This window comes from Streptomyces sp. NPDC005492, assembly GCF_040605995.1.
In the GTDB taxonomy this organism is placed as follows: Bacteria; Actinomycetota; Actinomycetes; order Streptomycetales; family Streptomycetaceae; genus Streptomyces.
In genome coordinates this window covers 53,181-68,618 of sequence record NZ_JBEXDX010000038.1, presented here as the reverse complement: position 1 = coordinate 68,618, position 15,438 = coordinate 53,181, and the positions used below count along the sequence as shown (strand labels likewise).

14 protein-coding genes are annotated in these 15,438 nt (G+C 69.5%); 6 read left to right on the top strand and 8 right to left on the bottom strand.

The annotated features are described in order from the left end of the window. Positions 1-108: 108 nt before the first annotated feature. The 5 genes from ABZT04_RS35390 to ABZT04_RS35370 all read right to left on the bottom strand — a co-directional run bounded on the left by ABZT04_RS35390 (position 109) and on the right by ABZT04_RS35370 (position 5,209). The gene (locus ABZT04_RS35390; protein ID WP_356061671.1) at positions 109-1,086 is read right to left on the bottom strand and encodes a glycoside hydrolase family 43 protein; all 978 of its coding nucleotides are present in this window, start codon (positions 1,084-1,086) and stop codon (positions 109-111) included. Continuing rightward, positions 1,083-1,904, bottom strand: a complete 822-nt coding sequence (locus ABZT04_RS35385) for a carbohydrate ABC transporter permease (RefSeq protein WP_356061669.1) — start codon at positions 1,902-1,904, stop codon at positions 1,083-1,085. Before ABZT04_RS35385 ends, ABZT04_RS35390 begins: the two co-directional genes overlap by 4 nt. Further along, complete coding sequence (locus ABZT04_RS35380; RefSeq protein ID WP_356061666.1) at positions 1,901-2,857, bottom strand: sugar ABC transporter permease; 957 nt, start codon at positions 2,855-2,857, stop codon at positions 1,901-1,903. Before ABZT04_RS35380 ends, ABZT04_RS35385 begins: the two co-directional genes overlap by 4 nt. Before the next feature lie 122 nt (positions 2,858-2,979). Beyond that, entirely contained in the window at positions 2,980-4,227 is a 1,248-nt protein-coding gene (locus ABZT04_RS35375; RefSeq protein WP_356061663.1) for an extracellular solute-binding protein, read from the bottom strand. A gap of 67 nt (positions 4,228-4,294) precedes the next feature. Beyond that, positions 4,295-5,209, bottom strand: a complete 915-nt coding sequence (locus tag ABZT04_RS35370; RefSeq protein ID WP_356061660.1) for a family 43 glycosylhydrolase — start codon at positions 5,207-5,209, stop codon at positions 4,295-4,297. A gap of 42 nt (positions 5,210-5,251) precedes the next feature. Between ABZT04_RS35370 and ABZT04_RS35365 the strand changes: the two genes are divergently transcribed. From ABZT04_RS35365 to ABZT04_RS35345, 5 genes are all read left to right on the top strand, one after another. Continuing rightward, on the top strand, positions 5,252-6,274 hold the full coding sequence (locus tag ABZT04_RS35365) for a LacI family DNA-binding transcriptional regulator (protein WP_356061657.1): 1,023 nt from the start codon (positions 5,252-5,254) through the stop codon (positions 6,272-6,274). A 236-nt stretch (positions 6,275-6,510) separates the two neighbouring features. After that, the gene (locus tag ABZT04_RS35360; protein WP_356061655.1) at positions 6,511-8,883 is read left to right on the top strand and encodes an alpha-L-arabinofuranosidase C-terminal domain-containing protein; all 2,373 of its coding nucleotides are present in this window, start codon (positions 6,511-6,513) and stop codon (positions 8,881-8,883) included. A 203-nt stretch (positions 8,884-9,086) separates the two neighbouring features. Then, positions 9,087-9,794 (top strand): helix-turn-helix transcriptional regulator, encoded by a 708-nt coding sequence (locus ABZT04_RS35355; RefSeq protein ID WP_356061652.1) that lies wholly within the window; start codon positions 9,087-9,089, stop codon positions 9,792-9,794. Continuing rightward, on the top strand, positions 9,791-10,771 hold the full coding sequence (locus tag ABZT04_RS35350; RefSeq protein WP_356061649.1) for a threo-3-hydroxy-L-aspartate ammonia-lyase: 981 nt from the start codon (positions 9,791-9,793) through the stop codon (positions 10,769-10,771). Before ABZT04_RS35355 ends, ABZT04_RS35350 begins: the two co-directional genes overlap by 4 nt. A gap of 165 nt (positions 10,772-10,936) precedes the next feature. Then, complete coding sequence (locus tag ABZT04_RS35345) at positions 10,937-11,296, top strand: cupin domain-containing protein (protein WP_355910871.1); 360 nt, start codon at positions 10,937-10,939, stop codon at positions 11,294-11,296. A 50-nt stretch (positions 11,297-11,346) separates the two neighbouring features. Here ABZT04_RS35345 and ABZT04_RS35340 read toward each other — a convergent pair whose 3' ends face one another. Further along, positions 11,347-12,306 carry a D-cysteine desulfhydrase family protein gene (locus ABZT04_RS35340; protein ID WP_356061646.1) on the bottom strand — a complete coding sequence of 320 codons (960 nt, stop codon included), beginning with the start codon at positions 12,304-12,306 and terminating at the stop codon, positions 11,347-11,349. Positions 12,307-12,453: 147 nt separating this feature from the next. Here ABZT04_RS35340 and ABZT04_RS35335 point away from each other — a divergent pair, with 147 nt between their 5' ends. Further along, positions 12,454-13,158 carry an SDR family oxidoreductase gene (locus ABZT04_RS35335; RefSeq protein WP_356061642.1) on the top strand — a complete coding sequence of 235 codons (705 nt, stop codon included), beginning with the start codon at positions 12,454-12,456 and terminating at the stop codon, positions 13,156-13,158. Here the strand turns inward: ABZT04_RS35335 and ABZT04_RS35330 are convergent, their stop codons facing one another. Continuing rightward, complete coding sequence (locus ABZT04_RS35330; protein WP_356061639.1) at positions 13,159-14,514, bottom strand: VWA domain-containing protein; 1,356 nt, start codon at positions 14,512-14,514, stop codon at positions 13,159-13,161. It abuts the gene before it with no gap. Then, positions 14,511-15,368: a MoxR family ATPase gene (locus ABZT04_RS35325; RefSeq protein ID WP_356061636.1), complete on the bottom strand. Its 858-nt coding sequence runs from the start codon at positions 15,366-15,368 to the stop codon at positions 14,511-14,513. The genes ABZT04_RS35330 and ABZT04_RS35325 overlap by 4 nt, the downstream gene beginning before the upstream one ends. Between the last annotated feature and the right edge of the window lie 70 nt (positions 15,369-15,438).

Below are 15,438 nucleotides of genomic sequence, written 5' to 3'. Positions count from 1 at the left end.
CTTCTCTGTTGAACAGCACTGTTCGCAGGACGCGGCCCGGGACGGCGGTGCCGCCCCGGCCGAGGGGGTGGGATTGGTTCGGACGGGGCCCGCGGGCCCCGCTCGGGCTCAACTATGGTGCGGGGCAGGCCAGTTGGCGGTCAGCAGGTGGTCGGCCTCGTCGCTGGTGATGGGGAGCAGCGAACCGTGGCGTGCGCCGGCCGGCAGGCGTGCGTCCGGGACCAGGCGCCAACTGCCGCCGGGCGGCCCGTCGGTGGTGAACAGGTGGTAGCCGCGCAGTCCGAACTCGTCGACGAGGAGATAGCTGGTGCCGTCCGCCGAGCGCGTCACGGCCGGGCCTTCGCCCCGCTGGAGGTCGCCCCGGCCCACGTCCACGGCGACCGGGACGTACGCGGGGTCGTCGAAGGAGGTGCCCCGCTCGACGAGGATGTGTGTGCCCGCCTTGGGGTCCTCCGGGACCGGACGGGTGTTCACGGAGAAGCGGTACCAGTCCGGGCCGTCGCGCAGGAAGGCCGCGTCGATCACGTCATGGCCCAGGTCGAGGTAGACCTCGGCCGGTCCGAAGGTGACGAAGTCCTGGGTCGGCGCTGCCATGATCCGCTGGTACGTCCCCGCCGACCGGTCCGCCCCGGCGAAGAGGGCGGAGGCCCAGACCAGCATCCAGCACCCCCGCTCCTCGGACCAGATCGCCTTGGGCGCCCAGGTGTTGCCCGCCTCGGGCGGGGCGACCCGCACCAGGTAGGGCGCGGTCCAGGACACCAGGTCGTGCGAGGTCCATACGAGGATGCCCCGGCTGCCGTGCCGCACCGCCCGGTCCCAGTCCTGGGTGGGCCACACCCGCAGGTCCGTCGCGAGCAGGACGAACACTCCCGTGCGGTGGTCCCGCAGCAGGAAGGGGTCGCGGGCACCGTGCTCGCCGACGTCGGACCTGAGGACCGGCTCGCCCGCGTTGAGCGCGGTCCAGGAGACGGGGGCGGGGCCGTCGCTGACCGCGAAGCGGACCTGTTCACCGTGTTCGTCGTGCTCGTCCAGGAAGTACGCGAGCAGGAACCGGTCGTACGCGGCCGAGTCGTGTGCGGTGCTCACCCCTTCACGCTCCCGGCGACCAGGCCCTCGACGATGTACTTCTGCATGGTCAGGAAGAAGATCACCATCGGGATCAGGACGATGACGGTGATCGTCATGAACGCCGGCCAGTCCGTGGTGAACTGGGCCACCGCCTGGGAGGCCAGCAGCACGAGAGTCGATTTCTCGGGGGTGCTCAGCAGGATGGTGGGGGAGATGTAGTCGTTCCAGACCCACATCGTCTGGAACACCCCCACCGTGATCAATACCGGGCGCACCAGCGGCAGCACGATGGCCCAGTAGATCCGGAAGGCCCCGGCCCCGTCGATCCGCGCCGCCTCCAGGATCTCCAACGGCACCGATCGCATGTAGCCGATGATGATGAAGTAGCAGAAGACCGCGCCGGCCAGGTAGATGACCACCAGACCGTTGAGCGAGTCGACCAACTCGGCGTCCACCAACATCTGGTAGAGCGGGATGATCGTGCTCTGGTACGGCACCAGGAACGCGGCCAGCAGGATCGCGCCGAACACGGTGTGCAGCCGGGACCTGCGGTAGATCATCGCGAACGCCGCCATAGAGCCGACCAGCAGCATCAGCACCACCGACGCGGCGGTGACGTACAGCGTGTTGAAGAAGGCACGCACCACGGGCAGGGTGTCGAAGGCGTGCCGGTAGTTCTGCAGACTCCACGAGTGCGGAAGTCCGAACGGCGAGGCCGCCATCTCGCCCTGCGACTTGAAGGTGTTGACGGCCACGTAATAGAACGGCACCGCCATCAGACAGGACAGCAGGAGCATCACCGCACTGGTGAGGATCGAGGCACCGCGGCGGGTCATGACCCACTCCCTTCCAGGCGCCGGGTCAGCCGGAACTGGACGAGGATGACCAGCCCGACGGCGAGCATGAACACGACCCCGAGCGCCGAGGCCTGGCCGTACTGGGCCTGCGAGATACCGCTGACGACGATCGTCTGGGTGATCGTGTACGTCGCGTATCCGGGCCCGCCTCCGGTCAGCGAGACCGGCAGCGCGAAGACGTTGAGGCCCTGGACCATCAGCAGCATGGTGCTGATGGTGAGCGCGGGCGTCAGCAGCGGCAGCGTGATGTGGAAGAACCGCTGGCGGGGCGAGGCGCCGTCGAGGGTGGCGGCCTCGTAGTAGTCACTGGGAATCGACTGGAGATACGCCAGGTACAGGATCGCGTGCCATCCGGTCGCGGCCCATACGCCGACCACGATGACGGAGACCTTCGCGAGGGTGTTGTCCGCCAGCCACGGCGTCGCACCCAGGTGGAACAGCGAGTGCAGCAGCCGGTTGAGGGCGCCGGACGCCAGTGGGTTCAGGATGAAGTTCCACACCATGCCCAGCACCGCGATGCTCGGGATGGCCGGGAAGAAGAACACCGCGCGGGCCAGGCCCTGGCCGAAGAACTTCCTGTTGAGTACGACGGCCAGCGGTATCGCCAGCACGGTGATGATCACGGTGGTGCTGACCGCGAACAGCAGGGTGAACGAGAGCCCCGACAGCAGAGAGCTGTCGGTGAAGACGCGGTGGTAGTTCTGCCAGCCGACGAACTTGGTGTCGGGTGACATGCCCGAGAAGTCGGTGAAGCTGTAGTACACGGAGCGGGCGAACGGGATGGCGACGAGGATCAGCACCACCAGTGCGATCGGGATCAGGAAGGCCTCTCCGGCCGCCCGCTCCCGCCAGCGGGCCGCGACGGCTCTCGGCGACGGGGGTCGCGTCTGCGTGATCTCGGGTTCTGTCCGCGGGGACGTGTCAATGGTCATGTCATCCTCCTTTCCTGGGTGTTCACGGGTGAGCGGGGTCGCGGCCCGCCCGCCGTAGCGGGCCGCGACCCGGTGGTCGTGTTGAGGTCGGTACGGCTGAGGTCGACCTAATGCGGGGCGGTCTACTTGAGGGTGGCCCACTTGGAGTCCAGTGCCTTGGTGACGTCCGCGGGCTTGGCCTCGCCCAGGACCGTCTGCTGGACCTCGGCGAGCATCGCGGCGTCCAGCGGGCTGGTGTTCGCGCCGGGCCAGGCCTGCCAGGTGCACCAGATCTTTCCGGCGACGACGGCCGGGTACATCTTGGCGAGCGCCGGGTCCAGGGTGGGCTTGTACGTCGACGTGGTGGTGATGGAGCCGGTGGTGTCGTGGTAGATCTTCGAACCCTTGGCCCCGGCAAGGAAGTTGATCCACTTCTCGGCCGCCACCGGGTTCTTGGCCCGCGAGTTGATCGCGTAGGCGGGAGCCGCGGCACCGGCCCAGTAGTCCTGACCGGCCTGCTCACCCGGCACCGGCCAGAAGTCGATCTTCATCTTCTTGGCGCCCTGCCGGACCGGGGCCACGCCCCAGGAACCCGTGGCGATCATCGCGACACGGCCGGAGATGAACTCGCTCTGGACCTGGTCGCCCTTCAGTCCGGCCACGTCCTTGGACACGAGGCCCTTCTGGTAGAGCTGCGCCCACGAGTCCAGCGAGGGCGTCCACGCCTTGCTGAACGTGGTCTTGCCGTCGTAGATCTGGGTGTCCAGGTCACCGCCGGCCTGCTGGTCGGCCTGCCCTATCTTGGCCATCACGGTCGTCGAGATGCCGTCCGACGGTTCGAGCAGCGGGCTGATGCCCTTCGCCTTGAGCTTCGCGCACATCGCGAGGAACTCGGCCCAGGTGGCCGGCGGCTTGGTGACGCCGACCTTGGCCAGCAGATCCAGGTTGACCAGGTAGCCGCCGCCCCAGGAGACCGTCGACACGCCGTAGACCTTGCCCTTGTAGGTCTCGGCGGCCTTGTTGAACGGCGAGACCTCGCTCACCGCCTTGAGGTTGGTCAGGTCCTTCACATAACCGCCGCCGACCTGCTCGGTCTTGTTGCCGAGGATGAACACGTCGGCGGCCTGGTGGGCGAGCAGCCGCTTCTGCAGGGTGTTGATGTAGTCGTCCACCGGGGGCGCGTAGGACATCTTGATCTTGATGCCCGGATTCTCCTTCTGGAACTCGTTGACCAGCGGCTGCATGGTGGCTTCCGCGTCCCAGGTGAAGAACGTCAGCGTGCCCTTGCCGTCCGCGGAGGCGGTGCTCGATCCGCTCCCGCCACCGCATGCCGCCAGCGTGGCGAGCAGACCGCTCAGGGCGACCGCGGTCGCGATTCTCCGACGTCTCATGACTTGCTCCTGTTGTGATGAGGGTTCTTCTCGAGCGGATTTCTCACTGCGTTCGGCACCCGTGTCTTCACCCGTCCTGAAGTGGGATGCACAGGGGTGCGGAGGCCGGAACGACCCTGGTGATCGACCCGTCCGCCTGGTGGTGCAGAAGGTCGAAGGCGAGCTCGCGGTGGAAGCCGTCGCCGCCGGGGATCGCGAAACGGTGGTAGGCGATGACCCACTCGTCCGTGCCGGGGATGTTGAGGACCGAGTGGTGGCCGGTCGCCAGGATGCCGCGGTCGGCGGCCTTCTCCAGCAGCACACCGCGATCGGTCCAGGGGCCGAGCGGTCCGGGGCCGGTGGCGTAGAGGACCCGGTAGTTCTCGTCGCGGGTGTCGTCCACGGACCAGGACAAGTAGTACACGTCACCGCGTCTGTGTACATGCGCGGCTTCACGGAAATCCGTGGGCGTCCAACTGGCGACCCGGGACGCGTCGAAGGACGTCATGTCCTCGTTGAGCGGCACCCCGTGGGCCGTGCCGTTTCCCCAGTAGAGGTAGGCCGTGCCGTCGTCGTCGGTGAACACCGACGGGTCGATCGCCCGGCCCTCGAAACGGTCGGCCTCGATCAACGGCCTGCCCAGGTCGCGGAAGGGACCGAGCGGCGAGTCCGCCACGGCCACGCCGATGCTGTCGGTGCGTGCCGTGAAGTACAGGTAGTAGCGCCCGGCGCGGTGGGCGGCGGCCGGCGCCCAGGCGTGCCGCTGTGCCCAGGTCACGTCACGGCCCAGTTCGAGGACGACTCCGTGGTCCTCCCAGTCGAGCAGGTCGCCCGAGGAGAACGCCCGGAACGCGGTGGCCGCCCACTGGTCACTGCCGTCGGTCGTGGGATAGACGTAGTACCGCCCGTCGAACGCCACGAGTGCGGGGTCCGCGAAATATCCGGGGACGGGGGAGCCGACGGGCATTGCGACGGCGGGTTGATCCGCTGCGAGATCATCCATGTCAGACTGAAATCCTGTCGTTCCGAGGAGGAAGAGAAAAAATTGGTAACGATACAAGACGTCGCCAAAGAGGCCGGCGTCTCGCCGATGACGGTGTCCAACGTCATCAATGACCACCCGAACGTCAGATCCACGACCCGGGCCAAGGTGCTGGAGGCCATAGCCCGGCTCGGCTACACCGTCAACGTGGCCGCCCGCAACCTGCGCCGCGGCCGTACCGGGACGATCGGTCTGGCGGTGCCCGAGGTCGACCGGCCCTACAACGGCCAACTGGCCGCGGAGATCATCAAGGCAGCCGCCGACCAGCAACTGCGGGTGGTCCTCGAGCAGACCGGGGCGTCCCGGGAGAACGAGCTGGACGCGCTCGCGATGTCCAGGAACCGGCTCTACGACGGCCTCATCCTCAGCACCGTCGGCATGGGCCAGGCCGACACCGACCTGTTCCGCCTGGACTACCCGGTCGTCCTGCTCGGTGAGCGCATCTTCGAGGGCCCGGTCGACCATGTCGCCATGCCCAACGTGGACGGCGCCCGGGCCGCCACGGCCCACCTGATCGAGAACGGCTGCCGCAGGGTGGCCATCCTCTACGGCCCGCCCTCCGACGAGATCGACATGTCCAGCCTGCGCTTCACCGGCTACCAGCAGGCACTGGCCGAGGCCGGACTCGACGTCCACCCCGAACTGGTCGTCCATCTCGACGAGTTCACCATGCGCAGCGGGGCGCGGGCCGTCCGCTCCCTGGTCCGCGGCGGGGCCCACTTCGACGGCATCTTCTGTGTGACCGACACCGTCGCGATCGGCGTGCTGCGCGGTCTGGCCGACCTCGACATCGCCGTGCCCGACCAGGTGAAGGTCATCGGGTTCGACGGCATCGACGAAGGCTCGTACACCGTTCCCTCGCTCTCCACCGTCGACCCCGACCACCGGGCCATGGCCCGGGTCGCCGTGGACCGGCTGGTCGCCCGTATCGCGGGGCAGACGCCGGAGGGCGGGGTGAAGGAACACGTGAGTCCTTTCACCGTCGTGGCCCGGGAATCCACGGTGGGCCGGACACCCGGCCACTGAGCCGTGGCCCGTCCCTCGGCGGGCCGATCCCGACGCGACATCGACGCTCACAGGCACCTCCCCACCCATGGACCGGATCTTGTACCGGGGCATTGCCCCGGCGCGGTGTGTATCGTTACAGTCTGGATCGCCGCTGGCAATGCCCCGGAAATAACGAATTTGACGGCACGTGCCGGCCGGAGCCTCACTCCACCCGGATCGGGTCCGCGCCAACTCCCCCAGAGAAGGGGTCACTTATGGGCATCGAAACAGGATCGGCGACCGAGGGCGACAGCAGCCTGACGCCGACGAGCATCGTGGTGGACGCCGGTGCGCCGGGCAGGCCCATCTCGCGCGACCTGTGGGGAATCTTCTTCGAGGACATCAACTACTCGGCGGACGGCGGCCTTTACGGCGAGCTGGTGCAGAACCGGTCCTTCGACTACAGCGCACGCGACCGCCCCGAGTGGCACGCCCTGACCGGTTGGAGCGTGCGCGCCGAGCCCGCCGACTCCGGGGAGGTGACTCTTCGGACCGAGGATCCGGTCGCCCCGCAGTCACCGCACTACGCCGTCCTGCGCACCTCCGTGCCGGCCGGAAGCGTCGCCCTGGTGAACGAGGGATTCGACGGAATCAACGTCGCCGAGGGGGGCTCGTACCGCTTCAGCGTGTACGCGCGCTCGTTCTCCGACGCCCCCGCCGCACTCCGGGTCGAACTGGCCGACGAGGACGGGGAGTTGATCGCTGACCTTGGCTTCCCTTCAGTATCCGGCCAATGGGAGTCCTATGAAGGCGTCCTGACCGTCGACCGGTCCTGCGGCGCCGCACGGCTTGTGCTCACGGTCGACGCCTCCGCAGAGGTCGGCGTCGAGGTTGGTGTCGACTTCGTGTCCCTGTTCCCGACGGACACGTTCGCGGGCGAGCGCAACGGACTGCGCCGCGATCTCGCCGAGGCCATCGCGGAGTTGAAGCCCCGTTTCGTCCGCTTCCCCGGGGGCTGCGTCGCCCACGGCCTCGGCCTGCAGAACATGTACCGCTGGAAAGACACCATCGGTGAACTCCCCTCGCGGCGGCAGAACTTCAACATCTGGGGCTACCACCAGTCCATGGGCATCGGCTACTTCGAGTACTTCCGGTTCTGCGAGCGGATCGGCGCCAAACCGCTGCCGGTCCTCGCCGCCGGGGTGTGCTGCCAGAACACCGAGGGCGGTCCGCAGGCGATTCCCGACGACGAGATGGACGACTACGTCCAAGAGGTGCTCGACCTCGTCGAGTTCGCCAACGGACCGGTCGACTCCCTGTGGGGCGCGCGTCGCGCGGAGCTGGGCCACCCGGAGCCCTTCGGCCTGGAGTACCTGGCCATCGGCAACGAGGACAAGGTGAACGCCGTCTTCCGGAACCGGTTCGAGCGCATCTACCAGGCGGTCCGCGGCAAGCACCCCGAACTCACCCTCATCGGCACCGCCGGCCCGAGCCCCTTCGGCGACGACTACGAACAGGGCTGGAGCTTCGCCCGCGACCTCGCCGTGGACCTCGTGGACGAGCACTCGTACAAATCGCCCAAGTGGTTCTTCGAGAACCTCGACCGCTTCGACGCCTACGACCGCGGCGGTCCCGGCGTCTATCTCGGCGAGTACGGCTCCAAGGGCAACACCATGCTCAACGCCCTTGCGGAGGCTGCCTACATGATGGGCATGGAACGCAACGGCGACATCGTCCGCCTCGCTTCCTACGCCCCGCTGCTGGCAAAGGTCGACCGCACCCAGTGGGTCCCGGACCTCATCTACTTCGACAACGAGCGCGTGCTGCCGTCGCTGAACTACTACGTCCAGCAGATGCACGCCACGGCGGTCGGCGACCACTCCCTGCCGGTCACCGTCACCGGCGGCCCGCAGTTCACCCGCCCACCGCAGCGCGAGGCATCGGTGTCGGTACGGGCCGCCGACGCCGACGTGGCCTTCACCGGGCTGCGCCTCAACGGCTCCGAACCCCTGTCGGCCGCCGTCGACGCCGAGACCACCTCCTTCCGCTTCCCCGTCGGCACGGAGGACGAGGACTACACGATCACCCTCCAGGCCTGCCAGACCCGAGGGGACGAGGGCTTCGCGGTGGCGTTCGGCGACGTCGACGGCCCCGACCACTTCGAGTGGAGCTTCGGCACCTGGAAGAACCGCTTCCTCAGCCTGTACTACCGGGCCGACGGCGACCTCGACGAGGCCGTCGAGCCGATCCCGTTCTCCGTCGAGACGGATCGCCTGTACGACCTGGAGATCCGGGTACTGGGCCGGGGCCGACGCATCACCTGTCTGTTGGACGGCGTCGTCGTGCACGACGTCACCAGTCCCGACCCTATCGAGGAGCGCTTCTCCGCCACGGCGGTCCGCGACAGCGACACCGGCACGGTCCACGTCAAGATCGTCAACGCGACGGATCGGGCTGTCCGGACGTCCCTTGCTATCACCGGCGTGACGGGTGCGACGGGCGCCTCCCGGACCACGCTGACGGCCCCGCCGGGCGCGGGCGCCGCGTTCGAGCCGGCCCCGGCCGTGCCGGTCGGCTCGCGGTGCGATCTGTCGGAGCCGGTCAGCGTCGAACCGTACTCGTTCACGATCCTGTCGCTCCCCGCGTGATGTGTCCGCGTGCCCTGCGGATGCGGGGCACGCGGACATGCCACATCTCTTGTGCCGTATGTCGAATGTGGTCCAGGGTGTCGAACTGGCTCGTTGTATCGATAAAGAGAAGATCTTGCGTGGAGGAAGCCGATGGTGACCGAGCGATGTTCTGGACTGTGGGTATAGTCTCTGGACTTACAGTCTGACTTCGCGAGGTGGGAATGGCGGACGGCAATCCGGCCCTGGACGCCGAACGGGACGCGATCATCGGCGCGTTGAGGCCCGTCGCCGATGGGATCGCGACGACGTTCGGCCCCGTCTGCGAGGTGGTCCTGCACGACTACCGCACCCCGGAGAAGTCGGTGGTCGCCGTCGCCGGAGCCCTGACCGGGCGCTCGGTGGGCGGCGCGATGAGCGAGATCGGGCTGCGGGTGCTGGCGCGCGGGGACGAGGCCGCCGACGAGCTGAACTACCTCACCCGGACCAAGGGCGGGCACCAGCTCAAGTCGTCCACGATGGTGCTGCGGGACTCCACCGGCGCGGTGTTCGGCGCGCTGTGCGTCAACGTCGACGTCACCGCCGTACAGCAGGCGCAGGCCCTGCTGGCCGGGGTCGGCGCGGGGATCGTGGCGGAGACGTCGACCACCACCACCTTCGGCAACGACATCGACTCCGTCGTCGGGGCCATCGTCGACACCCACCAGCTACGGCAGAGCAGGACCTGGGCCCAACTCGACCGCGGGCAGCGGCTGGAGCTGTTCCGCAGCCTCGACGAGCACGGGGTCTTCGCCGTACGCCGGGCCATCGAGCAGGTCGCCGTCCGGCTGGGCATCTCCCGGGCCTCCGCCTACAGCTACCTCGCGCAGACCCGGGCGGCGACGGCCACGCCTGCCGATCCCGGTTCCGCTTCCACTGGAGGAGACGCGTGACGACCAGCACCCCGCCCATCACCCTCGACGACGTCCGCGACGCCGCCGCGCAGATCAAGGGCGCCGCCCACCGCACACCGGTGCTGCGCTCGCGCACCCTGGACCGACTCGTCGGCGCCGAGGTGTTCCTGAAGTGCGAGAACTTCCAGCGGATCGGCGCCTTCAAGTTCCGTGGCGCCTACAACGCGGCCTCCCGGCTGACACCGGAGCAACTGGCCCGGGGCATCGCCGCCTACTCCTCCGGCAACCACGCCCAGGCCGTCGCCCTCGCCGCCCGCGAACTCGGGACCACCGCGGTGATCCTCATGCCCGAGGACGTCCCGGCCTCCAAGCGGGCCGCCACCGAGGGGTACGGCGCCGAGATCGTCACCTACGACCGCTACACCGGCGACCGGGAATCCATCGGTCAGGCCCTCGCGGCCGAGCGCGGGCTCTGCCTCATCCCGCCCTACGAGCATCCGCACGTCATGGCGGGGCAGGGCACGGCGGCACTCGAACTCGTCGAAGAAGTGGGGGAGTTGGACGCCGTGCTGACGCCCGTGGGTGGTGGCGGGCTGATCGCCGGGACGGCCACCGCCGTCAAGGGACTGCACCCGGGCACCCGCGTGATCGGCGTCGAGCCGGAGGCCGGGGACGACACCAAGCGATCCCTGGAGGCGGGCCGGCGCGTGACCATTCCGGTGCCGCGCACCATCGCCGACGGGCAGGCGGCCGAGACGCCCGGCGAGCTGACCTTCTCCGTGAACCGCCGGCTGGTCGACGAGATCGCGCTGGTGAGCGACGAGGAGATCAAGGCCGCGATGCGGTTCGCCTTCGAGCGGCTGAAGATCGTCGTCGAACCGAGCGGCGCCACCCCGCTGGCCGCGCTCCTCGCCGGACGCGCGGGCCGGGTCACCGGCCGGATCGGGATGATCGTCTCGGGCGGCAACATCGACAGCGAGCGTTTCGCGCGGTTGTGCACCGGCGGCGCGTTGTGACGGTGTTCCCTTAGGTGTTCCCCCGAATGGCGCTCCCGGGTGGACAGGAAGACGATGGAGTGGTGGGGCGCGGCCCCCGCCGGAGCGCCGGCGCCGTTCGGGGCCGCCGGGAGACGGAGACCGGCCCCGGCCGTGCTGTGCACGGCCGGAATGGAGGCAGCCGTCATGCTGGAAGTGAAGACGGTCGAGAAGCCGGACGAGCGACGTGACTTCCCGCGCGGCCACCTCGAAGCCGTCCACCTCAGCGGACTCGACTTCGCGGTGGGCACCTTCGAGCCGGGCTGGCGCTGGTCCGAGTCCGTGGGCCCGATCGCGGGCACCAAGAGTTGCGAGATCCACCACAACGGCTATGTGGTCCAGGGGCGGATGCACCTCGTCATGGACGAAGGCGGCGAGGGCGAAGTGGGCCCCGGCGACGTCTTCGTCTGTCCGCCCGGACACGACGCATGGGTCGTCGGCGACGAACAGGTGATCGTGTACGACTTCGCCGGCGCCATGGCCACGGACTACGCGAAGGCCCCGTAGTCCCTCCGGATATACGCGCCCCGCGGCACCGCACCCGCCGGGCGCGTATGTCATGCCCGGTACTCGACGACCCTCTCCTCGGCGTACGCGACGGCCTCCGCGTGCCCGAACAGGCCGGGCAGTCCGCCCGTGTGCACGAACGCGGTCCGCTCGCCCGGCCTGATGTCGCCGTCCCGGACGGCCGCGATCAGTCCGGCCATCGCCCGTCCCGTGTACGTCGGGTCGAGCACGAGCCCGGCGGTGCGCGCGGCGAGGGCGAGGGCTTCGGCGGTCGGTGCGGTGAGTGTGGCGTAGCCGGCGCCGATCTGGTCCCGACGTACCCGCAGTCCGCTTGGTGAATTCAGTCCGGCGAACTCGCTTACGGCCAGGGCCGGTTCGGGCAGCGCGCCGACGTCGACCCCGAGGACCGCCTCCGCTCCGAGCGCGACCACCAGCCCGGCCATCGTGCCGCCCGAACCCAACGCCACGACAGCGGTGCGGAGATCGGGGAGCTGATGGCGCAACTCCTCGCCGCAGCGCGCGTATCCGCGTGCGCCGAGCGCGCTGGAACCGCCGAACGGGATCAGCGCGGGCCTGGCACCAGTGCTCCGCACTTGTTCGCTGACCTCGGTCGCCGCCCGGTCCAGTCCGGCCTGGTCCACCTCGCCCGCCCAGGAGATCCGGGCGCCGAACAGCCCGTCGAGGGCGAGGTTCCCCGAGCGCGACATACCTGGCGATCCGCGCAGCACCAGCACCACGTCCAGACCCAGCCGGGCTCCGGCGGCCGCGGTCAGACGGGCGTGGTTGCTCTGCGGGGCGCCGGTGGTGACCAGGGTGTCCGCGCCCTCGGCGAGCGCCGCGCCCACGGTCCACTCCAGTTTGCGGATCTTGTTGCCGCCACCTCCGAGGCCGGTCAGGTCGTCACGCTTGATCCACAGGTCGTCCGGGCCGAGCCCGATCGCGGTGGCCAGTCGGGGCGCCGGTTCGACGGGAGTGGGGAAGGCGGCCAGTTCCACGTGGGGGTCGCTCATGCCGTACATCATCGCGCGCTGGGGTGATCTGCCCGCTTGCTTGCAGAAACCGATCGGTTTACTGTGGGTCGAGCTGAGAAAACCGATCGGTTTCCAAGCCGCCTTCCATGCGGCTGCCACGGCTGACCCCAGCTCCGGGAGATCTCCATGACCAGCATCGAAGGTTCCGTCGTCCTCGTCACCGGCGGCAGCCGCGGTATCGGCCGCGCACTGGTGACGGCGCTGTACGAGAGGGGCGCCAAGAAGGTGTACGCCACCGCCCGCGACCCGAAGACCGTCACCCACCCGGACGCCGTGCCGCTGGCACTGGAGGTCAGCGACCCCGCGTCCGTCGCGGCTGCGGCCGAACAGGCGCAGGACGTCACCATCCTGATCAACAACGCCGGTGCCTCGGTGAACGCGAACTTCCTGGATTCGCCCGTCGAGGACATCCGCCGCGAGTTCGAGACCAACTTCTACGGCCCCCTGCTGGTGACGCGCGCCTTCGTGCCGATCATCGAGCGCAACGGCGGCGGCCACCTCCTCAACTTCCACTCGGTGCTGTCCTGGGTCGGCATCGCCGGCTCCTACAGCGCCTCCAAGGCCGCCTTCTGGTCGCAGACCAACTCCCTGCGCCTGGACCTGAAGCCGCGCGGCATCGAGGTCACCGGACTGCATGTCGGCTACGTCGACACGGACATGGCCGCGCATGTCGACGGGCCCAAGTCCACGCCCGAGAGCGTGGCGGCGCAGGCCCTCGACGGCATCGAGTCCGGCGCCTTCGAGGTACTGGCCGACGACCTGACCCGGCAGGTCAAGGCCGGACTGTCCGCCGAAGGCGGCGCGCTCTACCCGCAGTTGGCGGCGGTCTAGTCAGACCGGCAGCAACCTCCCGATCAGCGCGCTGAGTTGCTGGGTGTTGCGGCACTCGTGCATCTCGACCAGCTCCGCGTAGTGGGGCGCGGCCGAGTCGCCGGTGCCCCACCGGGAGCGCTGCTCGGGGTTCAACCAGTAGACGCGGCGGGCCCGTTCGGCGATGTGCCGGACGGCCGGGAGATTCGGGTCGCTCATGTTGGTGCGGGCGTCACCGAGGACGAACACGGTCGTGCGCGGGCCGACCGCGTCGCCGTAGCGCTCCGCGAACTCGCCCAGGGCGACGCCGTAGTCGCTGCTGCCGTGCCAGCCGGTGAGGGTGGCCTCGTCGCGAATGCGGGTGCCGAGGCCCTCGGGGTCCGCCGTGCCGTGCACGAGGAGCGGGGTCACCTCGTCGAGCCGGTTGACGAAGGCGAACACGCGCACCTTGCTGAACTGGTCGTGCAGCGCCTGCACCAGCAGCATCGTGAAGTCGGAGAAGCCCGACACCGAGCCCGACACATCGCAGAGCAGCACCAGTTCGGGCCGGACCGGCCGGCGGCGGCGCAACACCGGCCGCATCGGCACCCCGCCCGTGGAGAGCGAACCGCGCAGCGTGCGCCGGAGGTCGATCGTGCCCCGCGAGGCGCGGCGGCGGCGCGCCGCGAGCCGGGTGGCCAGCTTCCGGGCCAGCGGCTGAACGGCCCTGCGCAGCTCGGCCAGTTGGGCCCGTCCGGCGAACAGGAAGTCGACGCGGTCGGCCGTCGGCGCCACCGCCCGCCGGGCGATCTCGTCCCGCCCGCGCCGCTCGGCGACCCGGCGCCGCGCCTCGGCGGCGACCTGCCGCCGGAAGCCCTCGATGCGCTGCCGGATCTCGTCGTCGAGCAGCCGGTCGGTGAACCCGGCGTCCCCGCCCTGCGCCTGGATGCTCGTCCGCACCCGGGCCAGCAGCGTCTGCGGTCGCAGCCACTCCAGGGTCTGGTGCGACGACCAGCCGTCCGACGCGGGGGAGTTGCCGTAGCCGCCGAAACCGTCGACGGCCTCCGCCGCCAACTGCCCCATCAGAGCACGGTCGTTGGCGGTGAGTGCCGCCGCGAGCCGGTCGCGAAGGTCGTCGCGGCTGGTGGGCTCGCCCCGCGGTGCTCCGATGCCGCGCGGGAAGTAGAGGTCGAAGACGGGGTCGAACACCGGGCGCCCGGCCGTCCCGTGCAGCAGCGTCGCGGCCAGTCCCTCGCGGAGCAGCTCGCGGTCCGTGAACCCGAGCGCTTCCATCGCCAGCGCCGCGTCCACGGTCTCGCCGGTCCCTATGCGCAGACCGTGCGCGCGCAGCGCACCGACGAGGCCCGTCAACCGCTCGGCGACATCGGCGGCGGTCACACGGCGTCCAGGTCGAGCTTGGCCGCCGCCCTGAGGATGTCGTCCTGGTGCTTGAGGAGCACGCCGAGGGTGTCCCGTACGAGGGTCTCGTCGAGTGTGTCGGCGCCGAGCGCCAGGAGGGTGCGGGCCCAGTCGATGGTCTCGGCCACCGACGGCACCTTCCGCAGCTCCATCTCCCGCAGCGCCCCGACCACCCGGACCACCGACCCGGCCAGCGCCTCGCCGAGCCCCGGCACCTTCAGCCGTACGATCCGACGCTCCAACTCCTCGTCGGGGAAGCCGATATGGAGGAACAGGCAGCGGCGGCGCAGGGCCTCGGAGAGTTCACGACTCGCGTTCGAGGTGAGGACCACGAAGGGGCGGCGGGTCGCGGTGATGGTGCCCAACTCCGGGACGGTGACCTGGAAGTCGCTCAGCACCTCCAGCAGCAGGCCCTCCACCTCGACGTCCGCCTTGTCGGTCTCGTCGATCAGCAGGACCTTCGGGTCGTCGCCGCGGATCGCCGTGAGCAGCGGGCGGGGGAGCAGGAACTCCTCGCTGAAGATGTCGGTGCGCGTCTCGTCCCAGCTCTCGTCGCGGCCCGCGCTGATCCGCAGCAACTGCTTGGCGTGGTTCCACTCGTACAGTGCCCGGGACTCGTCGACGCCCTCGTAACACTGGAGCCGGACCAGTTCCGCTCCCGCGACCTCGGCGACGGCCTTGGCGAGCTCCGTCTTGCCGACACCGGCCGGGCCCTCGACGAGGAGCGGCTTGCCGAGACGGTCGGCGAGAAAGACGGTCGTGGCGACCGCGGGCGAGGCCAGATAGCCGGTCTCGGCGAGGCGCGCGGCGACTTCGTCGACGGAACGGAACAACGGGGCCTCCGGCGGATCACGGATGGTGCATCGGCAGCGGGCAACATGTCCAAGCGCTTGTTCACCCCTA